At 46.6% G+C, this 18,371-nt stretch carries 18 protein-coding genes; 3 read left to right on the top strand and 15 right to left on the bottom strand.

Annotation, left to right across the window (positions count from 1 at the left end; genetic code table 11):
- The first annotated feature begins 5 nt into the window (after nucleotides 1-5).
- Nucleotides 6-281: a hypothetical protein gene (locus BLQ32_RS07805; protein ID WP_053166208.1), complete on the top strand. Its 276-nt coding sequence runs from the start codon at nucleotides 6-8 to the stop codon at nucleotides 279-281.
- Between the two features lie 53 nt (nucleotides 282-334).
- Here the strand turns inward: BLQ32_RS07805 and BLQ32_RS07800 are convergent, their stop codons facing one another.
- The 7 genes from BLQ32_RS07800 to nhaC form a co-directional block, all read right to left on the bottom strand.
- Nucleotides 335-979, bottom strand: a complete 645-nt coding sequence (locus BLQ32_RS07800) for a class F sortase (protein WP_244890334.1) — start codon at nucleotides 977-979, stop codon at nucleotides 335-337.
- A complete protein-coding gene (locus tag BLQ32_RS07795; RefSeq protein WP_036804569.1) occupies nucleotides 945-1,742 on the bottom strand; it encodes a DUF4397 domain-containing protein in 798 nt (265 codons plus the stop codon). The genes BLQ32_RS07800 and BLQ32_RS07795 overlap by 35 nt, the downstream gene beginning before the upstream one ends.
- A 229-nt stretch (nucleotides 1,743-1,971) precedes the next feature.
- A complete protein-coding gene (locus tag BLQ32_RS07790; protein WP_074509856.1) occupies nucleotides 1,972-2,925 on the bottom strand; it encodes an aldo/keto reductase in 954 nt (317 codons plus the stop codon).
- Between the two features lie 91 nt (nucleotides 2,926-3,016).
- Complete coding sequence (locus tag BLQ32_RS07785) at nucleotides 3,017-3,682, bottom strand: reverse transcriptase-like protein (protein ID WP_074509855.1); 666 nt, start codon at nucleotides 3,680-3,682, stop codon at nucleotides 3,017-3,019.
- A 143-nt stretch (nucleotides 3,683-3,825) separates the two neighbouring features.
- Complete coding sequence (locus BLQ32_RS07780) at nucleotides 3,826-4,746, bottom strand: DUF5996 family protein (RefSeq protein ID WP_074509853.1); 921 nt, start codon at nucleotides 4,744-4,746, stop codon at nucleotides 3,826-3,828.
- A gap of 53 nt (nucleotides 4,747-4,799) precedes the next feature.
- Nucleotides 4,800-6,644 carry a penicillin-binding transpeptidase domain-containing protein gene (locus tag BLQ32_RS07775; protein ID WP_074509851.1) on the bottom strand — a complete coding sequence of 615 codons (1,845 nt, stop codon included), beginning with the start codon at nucleotides 6,642-6,644 and terminating at the stop codon, nucleotides 4,800-4,802.
- Between the two features lie 124 nt (nucleotides 6,645-6,768).
- Nucleotides 6,769-8,238 (bottom strand): Na+/H+ antiporter NhaC, encoded by a 1,470-nt coding sequence (gene nhaC / locus BLQ32_RS07770; protein ID WP_053166214.1) that lies wholly within the window; start codon nucleotides 8,236-8,238, stop codon nucleotides 6,769-6,771.
- A gap of 272 nt (nucleotides 8,239-8,510) precedes the next feature.
- Here nhaC and BLQ32_RS07765 point away from each other — a divergent pair, with 272 nt between their 5' ends.
- Together BLQ32_RS07765 and BLQ32_RS07760 are read left to right on the top strand one after the other, a co-directional pair.
- A complete protein-coding gene (locus tag BLQ32_RS07765) occupies nucleotides 8,511-9,998 on the top strand; it encodes a phytoene desaturase family protein (RefSeq protein WP_074509849.1) in 1,488 nt (495 codons plus the stop codon).
- Nucleotides 9,999-10,118: 120 nt separating this feature from the next.
- Entirely contained in the window at nucleotides 10,119-10,664 is a 546-nt protein-coding gene (locus BLQ32_RS07760; RefSeq protein ID WP_074509848.1) for a hypothetical protein, read from the top strand.
- An 87-nt stretch (nucleotides 10,665-10,751) separates the two neighbouring features.
- Here BLQ32_RS07760 and BLQ32_RS07755 read toward each other — a convergent pair whose 3' ends face one another.
- The 8 genes from BLQ32_RS07755 to BLQ32_RS07720 form a co-directional block, all read right to left on the bottom strand.
- Nucleotides 10,752-11,225, bottom strand: coding sequence for an OsmC family protein (locus tag BLQ32_RS07755; protein WP_175557088.1), 474 nt, complete (start codon nucleotides 11,223-11,225; stop codon nucleotides 10,752-10,754).
- Nucleotides 11,226-11,325: 100 nt separating this feature from the next.
- Nucleotides 11,326-11,706, bottom strand: a complete 381-nt coding sequence (locus BLQ32_RS07750; RefSeq protein ID WP_074509846.1) for a hypothetical protein — start codon at nucleotides 11,704-11,706, stop codon at nucleotides 11,326-11,328.
- 324 nt (nucleotides 11,707-12,030) lie between these two features.
- On the bottom strand, nucleotides 12,031-12,975 hold the full coding sequence (locus BLQ32_RS07745) for a phosphoglycerate dehydrogenase (RefSeq protein WP_074509845.1): 945 nt from the start codon (nucleotides 12,973-12,975) through the stop codon (nucleotides 12,031-12,033).
- 152 nt (nucleotides 12,976-13,127) lie between these two features.
- Complete coding sequence (locus tag BLQ32_RS07740; RefSeq protein ID WP_074509843.1) at nucleotides 13,128-14,150, bottom strand: SMI1/KNR4 family protein; 1,023 nt, start codon at nucleotides 14,148-14,150, stop codon at nucleotides 13,128-13,130.
- Nucleotides 14,151-14,380: 230 nt separating this feature from the next.
- On the bottom strand, nucleotides 14,381-14,719 hold the full coding sequence (locus BLQ32_RS07735) for a hypothetical protein (protein WP_074509841.1): 339 nt from the start codon (nucleotides 14,717-14,719) through the stop codon (nucleotides 14,381-14,383).
- Between the two features lie 916 nt (nucleotides 14,720-15,635).
- Nucleotides 15,636-16,070, bottom strand: a complete 435-nt coding sequence (locus tag BLQ32_RS07730) for an Hsp20/alpha crystallin family protein (RefSeq protein WP_053166221.1) — start codon at nucleotides 16,068-16,070, stop codon at nucleotides 15,636-15,638.
- A 139-nt stretch (nucleotides 16,071-16,209) separates the two neighbouring features.
- Nucleotides 16,210-16,686 (bottom strand): DinB family protein, encoded by a 477-nt coding sequence (locus BLQ32_RS07725; protein WP_175557087.1) that lies wholly within the window; start codon nucleotides 16,684-16,686, stop codon nucleotides 16,210-16,212.
- A 146-nt stretch (nucleotides 16,687-16,832) separates the two neighbouring features.
- Entirely contained in the window at nucleotides 16,833-18,371 is a 1,539-nt protein-coding gene (locus tag BLQ32_RS07720; RefSeq protein WP_074509840.1) for a dihydrolipoamide acetyltransferase family protein, read from the bottom strand.

Here is an 18,371-nt window from a genome sequence, read left to right as displayed (position 1 = left end):
TTCCCATGAGTGAAGCGATGCAAAAAATTTTTTACGCCAGTGCAGCAGCCGCTACCGCTTTTGTTTTGGTGAAGACGTTCAATAGCCGCAAAAAAACCGTTTGGGTGTTTCCGGACCACGATATGCGCAACAGCACAGAAGTCGACCACCGGGAAAGCCCGAACGCCCCGTACGACCATGCCGAAGTTGGCTTGACTGAACTGGACTCCTCTTATCGTTCTGAATGGGTTTCCATGGGATATCCAAAAACTCACCGGGAGCTTCCGGAAGATGAAAACTAAAAAACGCAAAAACAGGAAAGGCTGCTCGGCCTTTCCTGTTTTTGCGTCTAAAATTATTCTTCTATTAAACTGGCATATACGACTAACCGCTCTTCCCGTGTCCCTCTGGAATAATCGTAAGTTCCGGCGCAAGTGATCAAGACCAATTCCGGTGAAGATTGGTAACCGAATATTGAAGACAAATCAGCGTTGTCCAATGGAACCGATTCCATTTTGTACACTTTGAATCGGAGCTGCTTGTCTCCTTCGGCCACGAGAATTTCATCTCCCGCCTTTAGTTTGGAGAGGTCCCAAAATATTGCCGGCCCTTCCAAATCATCAACATGTCCTGCAATCACTGCACGCCCATTTTCTCCAGGCTGATAGCCATGAGAAAACCAGCTGACTTCTTCGCCGTTATCCGGCACTGCCATTTCCCCTGTTTCTGTCAGCCCCAGATGGAGGATTTCAGATTTCACCTCTATCGCGGGGATTTCCAGTTTTGTCGGCAGAATGCCTTCCCTTTTAACAGTATTAATCGGGTTGGCTACCGGCACCGGCTTTTTCACTTCGACGGGTGCCGGTTTCTCTGCCACAAAGTCTATATTTTCAGTGCGCTTGCTCACTTCATCTTCTTGCTGCCCACAGCCGCCAAGAAAGACAATTGCCGCGGCAATCAGCACACTATTCCTGAAATCGTTTTTTCCAAACAACTGCACTAGCTCCAAACAAAGCGAGTGTACCAAGCATCAACATCCAAGGAGCATTTGACTGGTCCGGTGTACCAAGTCCGGTTGTCGGCATGCCATCTGGTGATGCTGCAGCTTCGTAATCAACCAAAGCAATCACTTCCAAAGCATCTGCATTATTCACGGCAAACACGCTGTATACTGTGTCCGCTGCCAATTCAGTTCCTTCTAGCGGCAATACTTGAGTTCCATCAGGCAAGCGGATTTCCAAATCATATGTTCCTGGATCCAACTCTGTGTAATCAGTGATTCCCGGGAATTCCGCTCCGCTGAAGACAGCGTCCCCGCCGATCAGCCCAACATCCACAGCCGGTGCATCAGGAGACAAGTGGCCCACACGAATTTTTGTTTTCCCTTCAGTTACTTCCATTGAATCTTCAGCAACTACAAATTCAAGTGCATCGACAGTATTCGCTGCTGCAACTGTATAAGCTTTTCCAGCTTCAACGGTTAAATCTGCTTGCAGTACGCCAGCACCTTCTGCATATTCAGTGCCTGTAGCAAAAACTTCTACATTGTGCGTCCCTGCCGGCACTTCCAAATAACCAGAGTCTGCTTTAAACGGCACGTTCTCAAGTGTTGCATCACCATTGACATAGACATCGACAGCGGGTGCATCCGGTGAAGCATGAACAACTCTGACTTTGGCTGTATGGCTATCTGCTGAAACTCCCATACCGAACGATAGGAACAGAACCAAAGCAACTGCGAATAAAGCTAAACCTTTCTTCATGTGAACCTCTCCCTTGCATCTTATTTGTAAAACTTTTGTACAACTTATTTATAATCTATTTCATTTCGAATAGCAACTGATAAGATTGAGTTTTCTGAAAATAATTACACTTTTTTCTTTCGTTCATATTTTCGCCACATTTAAAAACCGATCCGTACTAGCTACGGATCGGTTAAGAACGAAAATACAATTTGTGCTTTTGATACGGTTTACATAAAGCTTATGTTGCTTATCGTGTAGGTTGAAGGATGCTGTCAATTTCATCCATCAATTCTGCTTCCAGCCGAATTTCCGCTGCTGCAATATTGGACTCTACCTGCTCCGGTTTTTTGCCGCCCGGAATGACGGCGTCAACGCCCGGCTGTTCAAGAAGCCAAGCAAGTGCTAAATTCGAGACATCCGTTCCTTTTTTGTCTGCCACTTTTTTCAGCTTTTCCACAATCTCGATGTTCTTCTCAAAATCGATGTTCTTCTCAAAATTTCCTTTTTGGAACAGCGGCACCCGGTTGCGCCAGTCGCCTTCTTCCAGCTGCAGATCTTTTGTATAGTTGCCGCCCAGGATGCCAAACGCCAATGGCCCATACGCTACAACTGAAATATTGTTCTCGACGCAATAAGGCAAAATGTTTTCTTCAATTTTGCGGTCGAGCATATGGTATTCCAGCTGGATTGCCGAAATTTCCATAGTAGAGTTGGCTTCGCGAAGTTGGTCGAGTGAAAAGTTGGAGACGCCGATCGCTTTGATTTTCCCTTCCTGCTTTAAACGGGACAGTTCCGCAATGGCCTCAACAATCGGTGTTTTGTCATCCGGCCAGTGGATATAATACAAATCGACATAGTCCAGCTGCAGCCGTTTCAAACTGTCTTCCAAGGCGCTGCGCAAGTATTCCGGGCTGTTGTTGCGGGTACCCGTCCGCCAGTCGCTTCCGCCTTTTGTAGCAACGACAAACTGGCTGCGGTCGTACTCTTTCAGCACTTCCCCCACCAGTTCCTCCGAACGCCCTTTGCCGTATACATCGGCTGTATCGATAAATGTAATGCCATTGTCCAGCGCGGCACGGACAAAATCTTTTCCTTCTTCTTCATTCAAACCTTCAAATAAATTGTGGCCGCCAACTGCATTGGTTCCCAGTCCAAGCGCCGAAATTTGAATATCTGTCTTTTTCAATGCCGAAAATCTCATGCTAACACCCTTTCCAATTGGTCATTCCATCTTTAACTGGATCTTGCACATCCACATGTGCTTCCCAAAGCAAGCTTATCGGTTGTTCCATTCAATTGCCAGGGATCAACTCAATGGTTCCGGAAATTTGGGTTCCGTTCATAGCCTGCGTCGCCAGCCGATCCGCTTCTGCATTGCCTTTGCGCGGAATCAGTTCATATTCGGGCTGAATGCCGAGGCTATTCAGTTTTTCATCGATGCGGTCTGCCCAACGGAGCAAGTCTTTTTCAATGACCGGCCATTCCCCGCCCATCTGGTTGATGACCACTTTTGAATCCCCAATAAATCGGACCGGCAAATGATGGACATTCAAGCCTTCGAGTTCCTGCACTGCCATGTACAAGGCTGCATACTCGGCTTCATTATTCGACAGCAGTTCTGCGACCGCCGCATTTTGGCGAAGCCTATAGGGTTTTCCGTTCATTTCGTAGTAAATGGCACAGCCAAGGCCGGACCGCTGCGTTACCCGCTCATAGCCGCCGTCAAAATAAACAGTCACATTGTGCGGCTCCGTTTCCACGCCTTTCAAATAGCCCTTCATTTCCTTCATTGTCCAGGAACTGTCGTAGCCGTCCACAAACACCAGGTTTTTGGCGCGCCCGGTCCGCTCCAAATCTTCAGCGATGACCATTCCTTTGCCTGCAGGCATTTCTTCGGAACGGAAGAAAGCTTCTGTTCCTTTCGCTGTTCGGTATGTGCATTCAATCCGGATGTTCATCGCACATTGCCCCCTTCTATTTTTGTCTATAAGAATGTTTAGCCATCGGTTCTTGCACTTAAACACCGAAACAGAAAAACCATTTCTTCGCAGGCAGCAACGGCTTTTGCCAACAAGAAAAAACGCCTTTTCCTACCAAGCCCTTAGTTTTCACTTTTCATGGTGGGCTGGGATTTCATCAGCAACGGCGTCTTATAATATTCACACCCTTCCCACTTCAACTCCCGGGTTAATACATCAAAGCCCGTATTGAAAAACCGCTGTACAGCCTTGCTTGGAGAAGAAGCGTTCATCACTGCAGGGACAGGCAGAAAAAATTCACTTGCCCGGCTATCATAATAAGCTTCCTCGGGTTCTATCGAAGGATCATTCAAATTCTTATATAAGAAAGGGTAAGGCAAGATGAAAAAGGACGGAGCATCTGTCCGGTCATCGCCTAACCAAAACCCAAATTCGATAAATTGTTCGTCGAAAGCCGCTTTCTCGATTGGTTTATCCTCCGGAAACGGTTCGGCAATATTTTGAATAACAATAGCCGACACATCAAATGTTCCCCAAAACAAGCCCGGCTTCACTTTCCGGCAGCGCAATGGCCCGACGAACTGCAGTTCTTCGCGCTGCGCAAAATGAAACAGCTCCAAGCCCCTCAAAGCTTGCAGCGGCTCATAAACATGATGAACTGTATCTTCACTCAATAAGGTTGCAACAGCCATTTCCTGCGGACGGGGATTAATCGCAATGAATATTCCATGCTGCTGCAGCGTCTGAAAGACAAATTCATAATAGGTTTTTATCGGAGTTCCATTTTGCAACGGCATAGAATGTTCCTGGCCGTCCACGTTCATGGATAGCGCATTTTTTCGGATATCCACATCAGCTTGAAAAACATGGTCTTCGATGTAAAGAAGCCCGGTGGAAAAGCCATCCACTGTAAGCGTCAGCATAACATGCGCCCATTGCGGTTCCTGCTGCGCAGTTTCCAGACGGAGCTTCCCCAAGATCTGTGACAGTAAATGCAAAGTCAGTTTCGTGTCCCGCCATTCCGAGTGTTTTACAAGTTCCATGAAAACGTCTCCTTCCATACAATCCATAATGGCAATAGGCTAAGTACGGCTTTCTACTCCTTGAACACTGAGGCAGAAACTGCAGAAACGTCTGCTGTACGATTGTCTTCTTTTGCATTTTCAATCATGACGGCCAAGATCATATTCGGATTGGTTTTGTTGAAACTGACGGCAAAACCGGTTTCTATCCCTCCATTTTGTGCAGTTCCGGTTTTCTCAGCCAGCAAATTGCCGGCTTCCGTACTTTGCAGACTCGTGCGCACGGCTTCTGCCTGTTCAGGATTGAGCGGCCCTTCCTTCCAAATCTCATCCTTTTCTTCCAGCAGCAGCGTCGGTTTGTATATTGCGCCTCCAGTTGCAAAAGGCTCGTACATCGAAGCCAAGTGAAGAAGGTTCACTTGCATCTGCCCTCTTCCTAACTTGGCTTGCGAAAGCTGGCCAACTGCATCCAAAGTGCCGTCATTGGAAATTTGTGAAACGGCCAAGCTCAATGGCAGCGGCATTTCTTCCCCGAACCCAAAACTTTTTAATCCTTTCAGCAACACATCGCGCCCTATTTCCTTTGAGGAAACATTGCCGGCAGCCATCCCGATAGCAGAAATGACCGGTTCAATGGCCGCTCCCGGGGCGTAACTCCCAGTAAAGCGGGGAAACAGAGGCTTTAACGCACTGTTTTGCAGCTTGCTGAATTCCGAGCCTTTAATGCCGGCGGCAAAAACATTCGGATCAAAGCCAGGAGAGCTCAACAACGCGATGGTCTCACCTGTATTCGGATCAACAGCGGCACTTGCACCTGCTTGTCCTTTCATCGCCTGGTAAATCCTCTTTTGGAGTTCAGCATCAATCGTTAACTTAATGATTTCCCCCTGCTTTGCCGTTTTTTCTGCGGCAACAATCGGGTCAATTCCTTCAAGGGCTTTCCGAAGCAAGATACGAACGCCCTGCTCGCCGCGAAGCCGGTCCTCCAGCACCGCTTCAAGCCCTTGCCGCCCAATCAAATCATCCGGACCGTAGCCCTGGCCTTTCCGCTCTGCCAATTGCTCCGCTGTTATCGGCCCAATAAAGCCGGAGACATGGGACAGCGCTTCGCCGTACGGATATTGCCGCAGCTGCACTTCCCGTCGCTCCGTTCCCGGTATCGCAAAAATTTGCTGCAAGGCTGCTTCCGCTTTTGCCGGCAGGACAGCGAGCGGCACATAATGGCCAGGCTGGACCCAACTTTGGCCGAGCTTTTGGTCAATTTCTGCCGGTGTGATGTCCAAAAGGGCCGCCAAATCGCTTTTCTTTGCTGCTTCATCAAAATTAACCGGAACCACGCCCACTTCAAAAGCTTTGCCGTTGACGGCAATCGGTTTGCCATTGCGGTCGTGGAGTTCGCCGCGCTCAGGATTGCTCCGTTCAATTTCAACCGTATCGCCTTCTTCAAGCTGCGGGAATATAAATGACGGATTCCATTCAGCGAACCAGTCTTCGTTGCCTCCCTGCGCTTCAAACAGCATCGTCAAGGTCCGGTCAAATTCCACCGGCCCGGCTGCCGTATCCATTGTGATTTGAATGCGGAAATCAGCCGGCTCCTCCTTGCTCCAACGCATGTCTTCTTCCGGCTTTGCATAAGCCACTTCCACGTTTTGAATCGCCAGTTCTTGATGCAGCTGCTTCTGCCAATCTACAAAAACTGCTGTTTCATATGCCATTTTTGTGCCTTCCGTCAAATACCCTTCGTACATTCCAGCAAAATCTCCTTGTTCCCAGCGGCTGATATACTCCATCAGGCGATTCTCCGGTGTGACCTGCTCTTCCTCCAGCTGTTCTTTTGGTGTCACTTGCTGTTCTTCTTGGCAGCCTGCGAGGAGGATAAGAAGTAAAAGAAAAAGAATGCCAAGCCCTCTTTTCTTCATCCACTGACCTCCGTTCCAGTCCTTTTCCATCCATTACCCGAATAGGAAAACCTTTAAATGCAGCTGAAGGGGAAATGAAAAATAAAAAGGCATCAAGCGGTTTCAGCTTGATGCCTTTTCAAATTCATGTCAGTACTGATCCCGAAGAGTCGGTTTCCGTATTTTCCTCTGCGTGTATTTCTTCTTTTTCTTTGAGGGCTTTTATTTCTTCCTCTGTTAAGTATTCCACTTTCAAGCCGAGGAAAGCCATGATGATGGAAATGATCGGTATGGCATAATTCAACACGGCATAAGGGGCATAGGCAAATGTCTCAACGCCCAATGTGGCCAGGATGAAAACGCCGCATGTATTCCAAGGCACCAAAGGTGAAGTAACCGTTCCGCCATCTTCGAGTGCCCGCGATAAGTTTTTCGAATGCAAGTTTTTATCCTTGAAAGCTTTCGCATACATTCTTCCCGGAAGAAGAATCGAAATGTATTGTTCAGATGCAGTTGCATTTGTAAAAAATGCCGATACAACCGTCGCAGCAATCAGGCTGCCGGCAGACTTCGCCACTTTCAAAATCTGCTTCACAATGGCCTGCAGCATCCCGACTTGTTCCATGATTCCGCCGAAAATCATGGCCACGATGGTAAGCGAGACGGTATACATCATCGAATCAATGCCGCCGCGGTTAAACAAGTTGTCGACCATTTCGTTTCCGCTTGAAATCGAGAAGCCATCGTGCAATGTGTTGACCGCATCTGCCACATTGCCGCCTTGGATAAAGACATGGCACAACCAGCCAAGCAATACACCGATAGCAAGAGCTGGCAAAGCCGGAACTTTTTTCGCTACCATCACCACTACGGCAAGCGGCACAAGCAATAGCCAAGGCGAAATTACGAAATTGCTTTCCAGCGCCGTCAAAATGCTGCTGATGTTTCCTGTATCCACCGCTGCTCCACCGAACTGCCGGCCAAGGAAAAAGTAAACGACCAAAGCAATGACCAGGCCGGGAATCGTGGTATAAATCATGTGTTTTATATGTACAAACAAATCCGTTCCGGTAATCCCTGCAGCTAAATTCGTTGTATCAGACAATGGAGACATTTTGTCGCCAAAATAGGCGCCGGAAATGACCGCTCCAGCCACCATGGCAGCCGGAATTCCCATACTCACGCCGATTCCCATACCGGCAACGCCAATGGTTCCCATCGTTGACCAGGAACTGCCGATTGCCAAAGTGACAATGGCACAAATAACGCAGATGGTTACCAGAAATAAGGACGGTGTAATGATTTTCAATCCGTAGTAAATCATCGTCGCCACAATACCGCCGCCGATCCAGGCACCGATGATGAGGCCCACCAGAATAATAATGACAATCGCCGGAAGCGCCATGCGTATGCCTTTATAGGCCCCTTCTTCAATAACATCCCATTTATAGCCGTAGCGCCATCCGATGAAGGCTGCTGCAGCTGCTCCGATCAGCAAAGGAACATGGGGGCTTCCTCCAAATTTGATAATGGTCACTGCCATTATCGCTATCATGATGACCAAAGGAATCAAAGCCATTAAAAAAGGTATTTCGATTTCCTGCTGTTTTTTCATAATCCCTCTCCTCGCTGTCTGTTATGAAAACCCTTTCACCTATTTTGCCATGCCTTCTTTAAAGGCGCAAATGTTTTTTTCGAAAATTTTAAACTTTAAATTTTTTGCGCAAAATAATTTTGCACCTGCTTTTTTATTGCCTATGTTCTCTTCTTTAAAACTTTATAAAGAAATTCAGGCTATATTAAACAGTACGAGCAATGGATGCAATTGCCCTAAACTTGCCAACGCAAAGAAAGTACCAACATAATAGAAAAAAAGGAGGAGTCGGGATGGACCAATCGGTTTTAGTAGTAGGGGCGGGAATCGGCGGCTTAACGGCCGCTTCAATGCTGGCAAAATACGGGATGGATGTTACGCTTCTTGAAGCCTCCTCTGAACTTGGCGGTTGTGCCGGAAAGTATCAGCGCAATCAATACTTGTTTCCAGTTGGTGCTACGCTCGGAATGGGGCTCGAAGAAAACGGGATTGTTGAACGGGTGTTTCGTTATTTGGAAAAACCTTTCCCGCTTGAGCCGCTTGAAACTGTCATGGAAATGGTGCATCCGGAAGCTGCTTTCAAGTTTTTTAAAGACCGGGAAAAGCATGTCAGCCAAATGGTCAGCCGCTTCCCTGAATACGAGCGGCAGATCCAGGCTTTTTATAGCGAAATCTTTTCGGTTGCAGCGAATATCCGGACATTGATGGGGCCACTTCCCACACTTCCGCCCAGTACGCCAAAAGAATGGGCATTTTTGACGGCTGCTCTGCGCCCACGCCATGCAAAACTATTGCCTTTCTTCAACCAGACACTTGAACAACGCCTAAAGAGACATGGCCTGGATCAATTGCAGCTGTTTCGGCAAATGATTGATGCCTTGCTGATTGACAGCTTGCAAACCGGCAGCAAAGACGCCTCTTATTTGCTTGCAGCGCTGGCTCTGGATATTTACCACGAAGGCGCATATTACATTCCTGGCGGCTTGTATCAACTCGCCGAAATCATGGGCAAAAGCCTGGCTGAAAATGGCGGCACCTTGAAGAAACGGCGGACCGTCGTAAAACTGCAGCAACAGGGCGGCAAATGGGCAGCGACCGACCAGCGCGGCAACATATATCAAGCAGACCATGTAGTGTTGAATGTGCCGATTCACCAATTGCCCGAGCTCTTGGCGCCTTCCCTGCTCAACAAGCTGAAAAAGCCGCTGCAGGAAGGAATTGCCACTCCAACTTGGACCACTTTGTCATTGTATATCGCTGTCGATTCGTCAAAACTGGAAGCCCCATTGCCGCTATTCCGCCAAATCGCTGCAAAAAATGGAGTAGGCTTGGCCGAGGGCGATTACTTTTTCATGTCCTCTTCAAGGCCGGATGATTTGCTGCGGGCTCCGGCAGGCATACAAACCGTAACCATCTCTACCCATACCCGCTTCGAAAACTGGGATACGAAGGACAAGTACGAGGCTTCCCGTGAAACTGTGTCTGGCCGCATTCTCAGGGCCATAGAAAAATTGATCCCTGGCTTCCAGGAAGCCATCCTTTATCTTGAAACCGGTGCACCCAGGGCGTGGGAACATTATACCGGGCGTCCGAACGGCTATGTTGGAGGCTTTCCGCAAACTGTCAACGCCGCTTTGTTTAACGCCATTTCACACCGTTCCGGACTGCCGGGCCTTTATGTCTGCGGCGACCACATTTTTCCGGGAGCCGGCACAATCGGAGTGGCAACAAGCGGAATCCACGTTGCCCGCACGATTTCCGGGAAACGCTTAATTTATTGACGCTGCATGTTAACCATTCCCCAACCATGCCTTAGTGCCTAATTAAAGTTCAAATAATATTTCATTCCTAGTTGCACTGCCTTATAATAAGGAAAAACATTTGTTCAAGGGGAAAACTCAATGATGCAGTCACCTGCTACACGGCCGCCGATGCTCGCCTGGTTTGTTCTAATCGTCAGTGCATTTATTCTGGTATCTATGCTTCCAATTGTTTTTATGACCGCCCTCCTTCCCATTTGGAAGCCGGAAGAATTCAGTGTAGTGTCAGTGGTTATGCTGCTGGTTGCTCTTAGCTTTGCAGCAGGGGCTTTGCTGGCCATCCGATGGGCAAAGCGTACAATTGGAAGTGCAGTCCGGCGCAATAGCGCATTGGAAGAGAAATCAACAGAACTTCCTTCTGCCTTTCCTGAAGCAGAAAAAGCAGGAGGAAAGAAAAAACCGGTTTGGCCATGGCTGGTGATAGCCCCTGGTGCCCTGCTGCTGGTCAGTACAGGACCGGGTGCAGTTATGCTGCCGATTATGCCATTGTTCTTAGCTGGAATGTCTACAGATTCCGGCAATACATCCGATTACGTTCCAGCCTTAATTATCCTTATCGACTATGGCATTATTGGAATTTATGGTTACTGGCTATTCCGCGCCATTAAAGTGCTTCGAAAAACGTAAGACCGATCCTGTCTTCCTTCTCTTGCAAAGCAAAAAAGAAGCTGTTGAGCCAATTGGCTCAACCGCTTCTTTCTATGCTAGTGCTTGTCAATCAGCAGATGCCAGCGGCTTGCTTTCTGCTTTGTAAGGAATAATTTTGATGTGCACATCGGCATTGCCAAGCACTGCTTTTGATACCGGACAATGTACATGCGTCTCATCTGCCAGCCGCTGCACTTCGCTTTCGTCCATTCCTTCGATTGCAACTTCCAAGTCCATGCCGATTTTGTTAAATCCTTCATCCATTGGATCTGTGAACAGTGATACGATGCAGCTTACCCGTGTCCGGGCCGACTTCCCTTCATCCTGCATGATTTTCGCTAAAATGAAACTGAAGCTGGTGCTGTATCCCAAAGCTAAAAAACGGCCCGGATTAAAAGCTGCTTTCGGTCCTGCGCCTCCAAGTTCCGCTGGAGCATCAACCGGAGCTGAAAAGGCTCCATCCTCCAAATAACTTTCTCCGCCTGGCCCGTCAATCGTGATGGCAGCAACCGACCGGTGCAGCAATTGTGAACCGTCCACTTTCAAAATCCCCTTTCCGGATTTAATTTTCACTGTCAGTATACGCCCCTGGCGTTCCCTTTCACATCAATCGGCTCATTGAAAAGCAGTGTTTTCGCCTTTAAATAAAAGCCCGCAACATTTTCTCATCCAGTTGCAGCATCCATTTCCGGATGGAACGGCGATGGCGCTTTTCTGCCGGCAAAATTTCCTTCGCCCGGTCCAGCAGCTCGCTGCAGCGCATCTCCATTTCCGGTTCTTCTTGCCAGCAATGCTCCGACAGAAAATAGGAAAGCAGTTTAATGGCTTCGATATAGGTGTTCAAACTGGCAGGGGCAAGAAGATTGATGCCAATCAGCAGCAACGCTGCTTCATCGTCTTCTTCCAAGTCTTCTTTATCCGGTCCGTACAGCTGGCTAAACGCTTTCATTTCTTCAAACAGCACCGTTACTTCTTCCAACACCAAAGCCGCGACATGATCTTCATTAGAATGGATTAACATCTTTCTTCCCCCCTCTTAATTTGGCACGTTCTTGTATTGCCGGTCTATTTGCAGCATGTAGTATTAATAAGTATAATTCTCTGCGGCTGCTTCGTTCTCCTTTTTATTATTCTATTTTAAGAATAAATATTACCATGTTTTTCTTCTTTTATTTTCATTGTCCGAATAAAAAAGAAGAATTAAAAATTGTCCGAAAATCGCTCCTTTCTAGGTCAACATGTTCATTATTTTACAATATAAAAAGAGATGGCAGAATGAATACAGTTTCATCCAACACTCTCTTTTATGCATCAAATATACAAAAAACAGTTTCAACACTTAATTTCAAAGGACTTCAAAATCCAAGTCCTCTTCATTCAACAAGCTTTTAATATTAGAGACCGATAAATCGCTTATACGGGCTACTGCCTCGTAAGTGGCTCCTCCTACATGCGGAGTTGCCACTACATTTTCAAGTTTCGGCAATTCGCTGTCCGGCGGTTCTTTTTCAAATACATCCAATGCTGCGCCTTTGATTTTCCCGCTCTTTAACGCCTCGATCAAATCTTTCTCGTGAACCAATTGCCCACGGGAAATGTTCACCAAAAAAGCGCTCGGTTTCATCAGCGAGAGCGTTTCCTTGTTTACCAAATGCCTATTTTTAGCAGTCAGGCTCGTAGCGATAATGATGTAATCGGCTTCTTTAAACAATTCATCACGCTCGACAAAACGGACGTTAAGCTTTTCAGCCAACTCATAATCCTTGTAATTGCCATAAGCCAGCGTTTGCATATCGAAGCCCATCGCCCGCTTCGCCAAAGCTTTTCCAATTGCACCAAAACCGATGATGCCCAGTTTTTTCTCATAAATTTCATATCCCATTGTTGTATCCCAATAGCCCGACTTTACTTCCTTGTCTTTTCTAGGGATGTCCCGGGCAGCTGACAGCATCAAGCCAAAAGCATGGTCGGCCACCGCCTGTGCATTCAATCCCGGAGCGCTTGTGACGCGGATGCCTTTTTGTTTGGCATAAGCAATGTCAATATTGTCGACGCCCGCTCCAAACTTCACGATGTATTTTAAATGTGGGGCAGCATCCATAACCTCTTTATCAATTTTCACGATATTCACCAAAATAATATCCGTGTCTTTAACTTCGTTTTTCAGTTCTTCCTTATCGATTCCCTTATCGGTGTACAAGACTTTTACGTTTCCGATTTTTTTCAGCTCTTCGATCAAATTCGGATCCGCTCCATAAAATGCTTCCCGCAGCATCAGCAAGATGTTCATAAAACCCCTCCAGCTACTGAATTTTTTCATCGCTTCTTATGCGATAAGCTAACTTCTACTTAAACATACTACAGCTGAAAGCAAAATTCATCGGTATCCATTCATTTGGCCGGAAGGCATGCATGAAAAAAACAGCGGAAGCCCCGCTGATTTTACTCACTTCGTACAATATAGGCAGATATCGGTTTTTCCCCTTCAAAGCCTTCGCCGTTGTAGATAACCCCCAGCTCTTTTACGAAATAATAGAGAATGGCGACGTATTCCTTTAAACTATCCGCCAGAACGAGTCGATCTTCGTATTCGTGGTCCACTTCGACAATTTGGCCGTAATATCCTTTGGTGTCAGGATCCAAATCAATGGCGATAAAGTTTCCACCGCCGTCGTGGTAAATCGGTATTTTCTGCGCCAGCATAAAATTGTCTTTTACAAAGCCTTCCGGTATTGATTGGACTTCTTCCCGGCTGATCGCTTCCCGCGCTGCTTCTTCGGCTTCCAAACGGATTTCTCGCAAATTCATCAGGGGATATCCTGTAATGTGGGCATAAGCAGGATGTCCGGCTTCCACTAACTCCATCCACATATCCAGATCGTTGCCATCGCAGTAGCGGTACAGCGAGACAAAGTCCCCGACAGGTTCTGCTTCGCATAAGTGGAAAACAGCGTCAATGTCATCACTGGCATTCCCTGGCAATAAAGGCACAACAGCTTCCCCAAATTTGGCTTTTAAATATTCATGGTATTCCTGCCAGAGTTCCAGAAATGGCATAGCTTGATAGCGAGCCAGAAATTCTTTCATCCCTGGTACGGAATGGTAAACGCCATAACGGTGGTCCAACTTAATCAGGCTGTTTGTTTCTTTACTTTCGTTTTGGGCATTCCCGGATTCAAGCGGTTCTGCCTTCTGCCATACACACTGATAATTCAACCCGTTTTCCATCATCTCTGCAATTGCATAACGCAGAATTTCATCCCCGTATGCGTATTCATGGAGTTGAAACGAATGAGGCTGCTTTGTCATCGGATGGATCAATTCAATTTCTTCCGTTTGGGCGATATTCTCATATTTGCTTTGAAAGGGATTTGGCACATCTGTATCTAGTTTTATTCCGTAATGGTCGGAAAACAGCAAGGCAGCTTCTTTAAAATACAATAAGTTCCAGCCATTTTCGTACATGGGATGACCTCCTCCTGATTTAGCGTTAAGGCAATTCATATATTTCTTTTCTATACCCGCCTTATAGCCAAATTAGGCTTAACTCTATGCACAAACAGATTGCATCCCAATTTCCATATACAGCTCTGCCTCTTCTGCCAGATAGGCGTTCCAGCAGTTCTGCGATACTTCGACAAATTAAAAAGGAACTTTTCCATTTCCGGTTAAGTTCCTTGTCAATATGTATAGATTTAACTGTGCAATTGGTTATACTCTCTCGCCAGATAAACAGGCGTTAAGCAGTATAATTCCTGATGATGGCTGTTTGCAATATGAAGCAAATCTTTAAAAATTTGTTTGGAGACATTGAACATATACATGGCATCCGGCATATTCTTTAGTTTTTCTGTCGCCTGCTCCCATTTCACTTCTTCGATTTCAACCCATGCACTTTTCGACTGGCCATCGTTTTGAACGGTCAATCTGCCAAACAATGTAATGAATTTTTGTCCATTTTCCTCGTAGGTGTCTTTTACACGCGTAAACGTATATTGGACTTTTTCGGTAGTCAAAAGCTGATTATGCTGCATCAAGTTCCATCTCCTTCTTAAATTGTCGGCTTGGCTAGGCATCAAGAAAGAACAACGATTAACTTTAAGATACGAATCAGTAAGGCCAGGAAAACAAAGAGAGGTTAAAAGGCACAAGGGAGAAAATTTTGTAAAAACAATCCATGACTAATCCCTCCTATTGTGCCGATGCGAAAACTTTCAAACTATGGATGCATCTTTCATTTGCTTATCGCAGTTTATAAGTCCTCTGTAGGATGATTCATTTCATTGCCTAAACAAATAGTAACGCATAAAACAATGTTTGTGTCAGAAAATTTACAATTTAATATCAATTAGTTATAAACCCATCCTTTTATTCAGATTTTTACCAAAAAACTTCTTTACTTAGTGGAAGAATGGGATTTATTTTTCGAGTACAGATGCCTATTCTGAAAAGCTTCTGACATACTTTGGGCCAAACCTGCTGCTGGTGGAAGTAAGCTATGAAGGCCAGAAAATTGGAATGTCCTTAAACTTCCTTTATGTAAAGACCATACATATTCACTTATCCGGAACCATGCGGGAGTTCAATTCTTTGTCTCTTGCATTCATATTGCGTTATGCTCTGGCGGTCGGAGGGAAGAGAACAGCGTGGAATTGATTCATGAAGGCGGCGGCCGGACAAATGCACCGGACAACTCTCTTTATCTCTTTATCTCTTTAAAAAGCAATTTGGCAAAAATACTTCTTTCAATCTTTGTGTAGCATGGCAAATATGGAACGAATCTGTTTATCACCAGCTTTGTGAAGCAACGGGCACTCCCATCGATTCGGATTACTTTCCTGCCTACCGCTCTGCCTTCTCCTTTGAATTCAACTAACTGTCTGCAAACAATCCGGGAATAGCAAAAGGCAGTTTGGAATATCCAAACTGCCTTTTAGATTCACCCTTTTTCTACTCAATGGGAATACGATGTCCCTGATGATCGCTATGCAAATTCGGCGCTTTTGGTATGCTCAGCGTCAAAACCCCATTTTGGAAAGTGGCCGCTACTTGGTCTTCTTCAATTTCTCCAATATAGAAACTGCGGCGGAATGAGCCATATGTCCGTTCTTTACGGATATAGCGCCCTTCCGGTTCCTCTGTATCGCTTTTCCGTTCTTTTGTACCACGGATTTCCAAATAGCCGTCCCGGTATTCCACTTCGACATTTTCTTTAGAAAATCCAGGCAAGTCCACTTCCAATTCATAGCGATTTTCTTTTTCCTGGATGTCCACTTGCGGGTAGTGAGTCTCCCCAAAAAATTTGTTGAATACATCTGTTTCTACCGTGCTTTCAAAGAGGCTGGGGAAAAACTCGTTTCGTCTTTTTGGTCTGAGTTTAGCCATGACACTCTTCTCCTTTTATAGTTTTAGCCTTTTGCCATGCTTTTTCGATCTTCCTTGAACCTTCCTGAACGTGCTTCTTCATGAAGGATTAATACCAGTTTTATTTTTAGCGCTAATTCACCACCCTACTCTTTCCCCTTTACCATGTATCGCCACCGGAAGGCGGTGGCCAAGCGCCAATCATCCGGCGCACGAAGACGACTTGTCCGGCATGGTAGCTATTGTGATTGATAATCACCATGAGCAGATCCGCACGCGTTCTTCTTTTTTTGCCGAAGCCTTCTTCCGAAAAATCTTTTGCCGACTCCTGTTCAGCTTGCTGTAGGCCGGCTGAAAACCGCTCAACTTCCTGGACCCAGTCCTGCTCACTCGCTGGCCTCGGATCTTCAGGCCAGGTTTCTGCCGCATGTTCCGGATTTCTCGGCGCCTCGCCTTTTAAGTAGGCCAGCATAAAGTCTTGCCAGTAATTCATATGCCACAGCAGCTGCCACACAGAATGCGGACACTTTTCCGGTCTCTCACCAGCTTCCTGCCAGTCCAGCCCTTCAAAGACAACGGCCGCGTCTGTATGTGCACTCGTCCCCCGGATGCCTTTTTGCAAAAATTCATTGGCCACGCATGTTCCTCCTGTTCCTGAATGCCTTGCACATACTGAAAAGCTTAACTTGTTGCCAAAACAAATGACTTTCTAGAAGAATGGTTTCTGTCGGCATGCGGACGATTTCTACTATCGCCAGACGCCTCTTATGAACCGCTTCTTTTTCAGGATTTTTTCTTTTTTCTTTTCTTTTTGCCTTTCTTTTTGTCTTTCTTTTTTTCTGCCGTCTTCTCTGTCTCCAGTTCCTCATCTTCTTTAAACAGCTGTTTCGGTTTTTCCAGAAGCCCGATCAAATCTCCCAGGAATTTCGCAGCCGGAGCTCCGTCAATCGCCCGGTGGTCAATTGTCAAACTCAATGGAAGCCGTTTTCTTTCCTGTACTTTTCCGCCTTCGAGTGCCAGGTAGGTTTCAATCGTTCCAACGCCCAGGATCGCCGTTTCCGGTGGATTGATAATAGGCGTGAAAAATTGGATGCGGTATGCCCCTAGACTGGTGATGGTGAACGTACTGCCGGCACTTTGTTCATTCGCCAATTGGCCGTTCCTCGCTTTTTCCGCGAGGTCCGCAAGATGTTTTTGCAAATCGCCAAGCGAGTGCTTGTCTGCCTCTTGTAGAACCGCGACTTGGAGGCCGCGATCCGTATCAACCGCAAATCCCAGATTGATTGCTTCTTGCGGAAGGATTTGCCCTTCTTTAATATGGGCATTTACGAGCGGATGCTTGCCTAAAGCCAGGGCTGCAGCTTTTGCAACGACGGCTGTCCAACCTGCTTCTTTTCCTGATGCATCTTTTTTGCTGTGCAGTTTTGTAACATCGGCCCAAGCTGTCTCAGTAAGCTGCGCACTGTTTTGCAGACTTTCTGTCATGCGTCTGGCAATCACTCCCCGAATCCCAGAAAACGATACAGCATCGGATTCGCGGTCGTTTTCTTCCGGTTCAAGTATAGCCTCCGCCTGTTCAGCAAGCGCTGCTTGTTCTTGCTGTGCCAGTTCTTCTTCTAGCGGTTCCTCATTTGGCAATTCTTCATTTTCCATATTTTCTTGCGCTGTTTCTTTCTCAGGCACTTCTTTTGTTTGTGCTTTATCTAAAGCTTTGCCTGTTGTTGATTCTTCTGGTGTCGGTTCTTCTTCCGGCTTTTCTTGCTGTGGTTCTTCCGCTTTTCCAGCAGGCTCTACTACTGCGGCTTGGCCCGCCACTCTACGGATGTCTTTTTCGGTAATTTTGCCGTTTCTTCCGGTTCCAGCAACAGACTCTAACGGAACATTCAGTTCCCGTGCCAGCTTGCGCAGCCCAGGCGCCAATCGAACCGTTTTGGCTGGTTCGGTTTGCCCGGAAGCCTCTTTTGGCTGTTCTGCGTTCTCTGTTATCTTCTGTTCTTCCCGCTTTTGCCCATCACCTGGATTTTTTGTTTCCGGCTCTGTGTTTTCTACGATTTTCTGCTCTTCCGGTTTTGTTTCCTGCGTGTTTTCTGCTGGATTAATCGTTGCCAGCACCTCCCCGACTTTAGCTGATTCGCCTCTTTTATAAATAATCTCATTGATGGTGCCGCTGGCTTCCGCTTCTACTTCACTCACTTCTTTTTCTGTCTGGATTTCAAGCAGTCGGTCTCCTTCTTTTACAGCGTCTCCTTCAGAGACGAACCAGATGACCACTAAGCTTTCGTTGACATCCTCCCTTATTTTCGGCAATTTCACTTCGATCAT

The organism is Planococcus glaciei (assembly GCF_900099655.1).
Classification (GTDB): domain Bacteria; phylum Bacillota; class Bacilli; order Bacillales_A; family Planococcaceae; genus Planococcus; species Planococcus glaciei.
The sequence above is the reverse complement of the archived record's forward strand: the minus strand, read 5'-3'. Positions and strand labels throughout refer to the sequence as shown.

Excerpts from the sequence above, each read along its gene's own strand:
- BLQ32_RS07805 (WP_053166208.1), top strand. The coding sequence starts at position 6 with ATGAGTGAAGCGATGCAAAAAATTTTTTACGCCAGTGCAGCAGCCGCT.
- BLQ32_RS07795 (WP_036804569.1), bottom strand. The coding sequence starts at position 1,742 with ATGAAGAAAGGTTTAGCTTTATTCGCAGTTGCTTTGGTTCTGTTCCTA.
- BLQ32_RS07790 (WP_074509856.1), bottom strand. The coding sequence starts at position 2,925 with ATGAGATTTTCGGCATTGAAAAAGACAGATATTCAAATTTCGGCGCTT.
- BLQ32_RS07785 (WP_074509855.1), bottom strand. The coding sequence starts at position 3,682 with ATGAACATCCGGATTGAATGCACATACCGAACAGCGAAAGGAACAGAA.
- BLQ32_RS07780 (WP_074509853.1), bottom strand. The coding sequence starts at position 4,746 with ATGGAACTTGTAAAACACTCGGAATGGCGGGACACGAAACTGACTTTG.
- BLQ32_RS07775 (WP_074509851.1), bottom strand. The coding sequence starts at position 6,644 with ATGAAGAAAAGAGGGCTTGGCATTCTTTTTCTTTTACTTCTTATCCTC.
- nhaC (WP_053166214.1), bottom strand. The coding sequence starts at position 8,238 with ATGAAAAAACAGCAGGAAATCGAAATACCTTTTTTAATGGCTTTGATT.
- BLQ32_RS07765 (WP_074509849.1), top strand. The coding sequence starts at position 8,511 with ATGGACCAATCGGTTTTAGTAGTAGGGGCGGGAATCGGCGGCTTAACG.
- BLQ32_RS07760 (WP_074509848.1), top strand. The coding sequence starts at position 10,119 with ATGATGCAGTCACCTGCTACACGGCCGCCGATGCTCGCCTGGTTTGTT.
- BLQ32_RS07750 (WP_074509846.1), bottom strand. The coding sequence starts at position 11,706 with ATGTTAATCCATTCTAATGAAGATCATGTCGCGGCTTTGGTGTTGGAA.
- BLQ32_RS07745 (WP_074509845.1), bottom strand. The coding sequence starts at position 12,975 with ATGAACATCTTGCTGATGCTGCGGGAAGCATTTTATGGAGCGGATCCG.
- BLQ32_RS07740 (WP_074509843.1), bottom strand. The coding sequence starts at position 14,150 with ATGTACGAAAATGGCTGGAACTTATTGTATTTTAAAGAAGCTGCCTTG.
- BLQ32_RS07735 (WP_074509841.1), bottom strand. The coding sequence starts at position 14,719 with ATGCAGCATAATCAGCTTTTGACTACCGAAAAAGTCCAATATACGTTT.
- BLQ32_RS07730 (WP_053166221.1), bottom strand. The coding sequence starts at position 16,070 with ATGGCTAAACTCAGACCAAAAAGACGAAACGAGTTTTTCCCCAGCCTC.
- BLQ32_RS07720 (WP_074509840.1), bottom strand. The coding sequence starts at position 18,371 with ATGATCGAAGTGAAATTGCCGAAAATAAGGGAGGATGTCAACGAAAGC.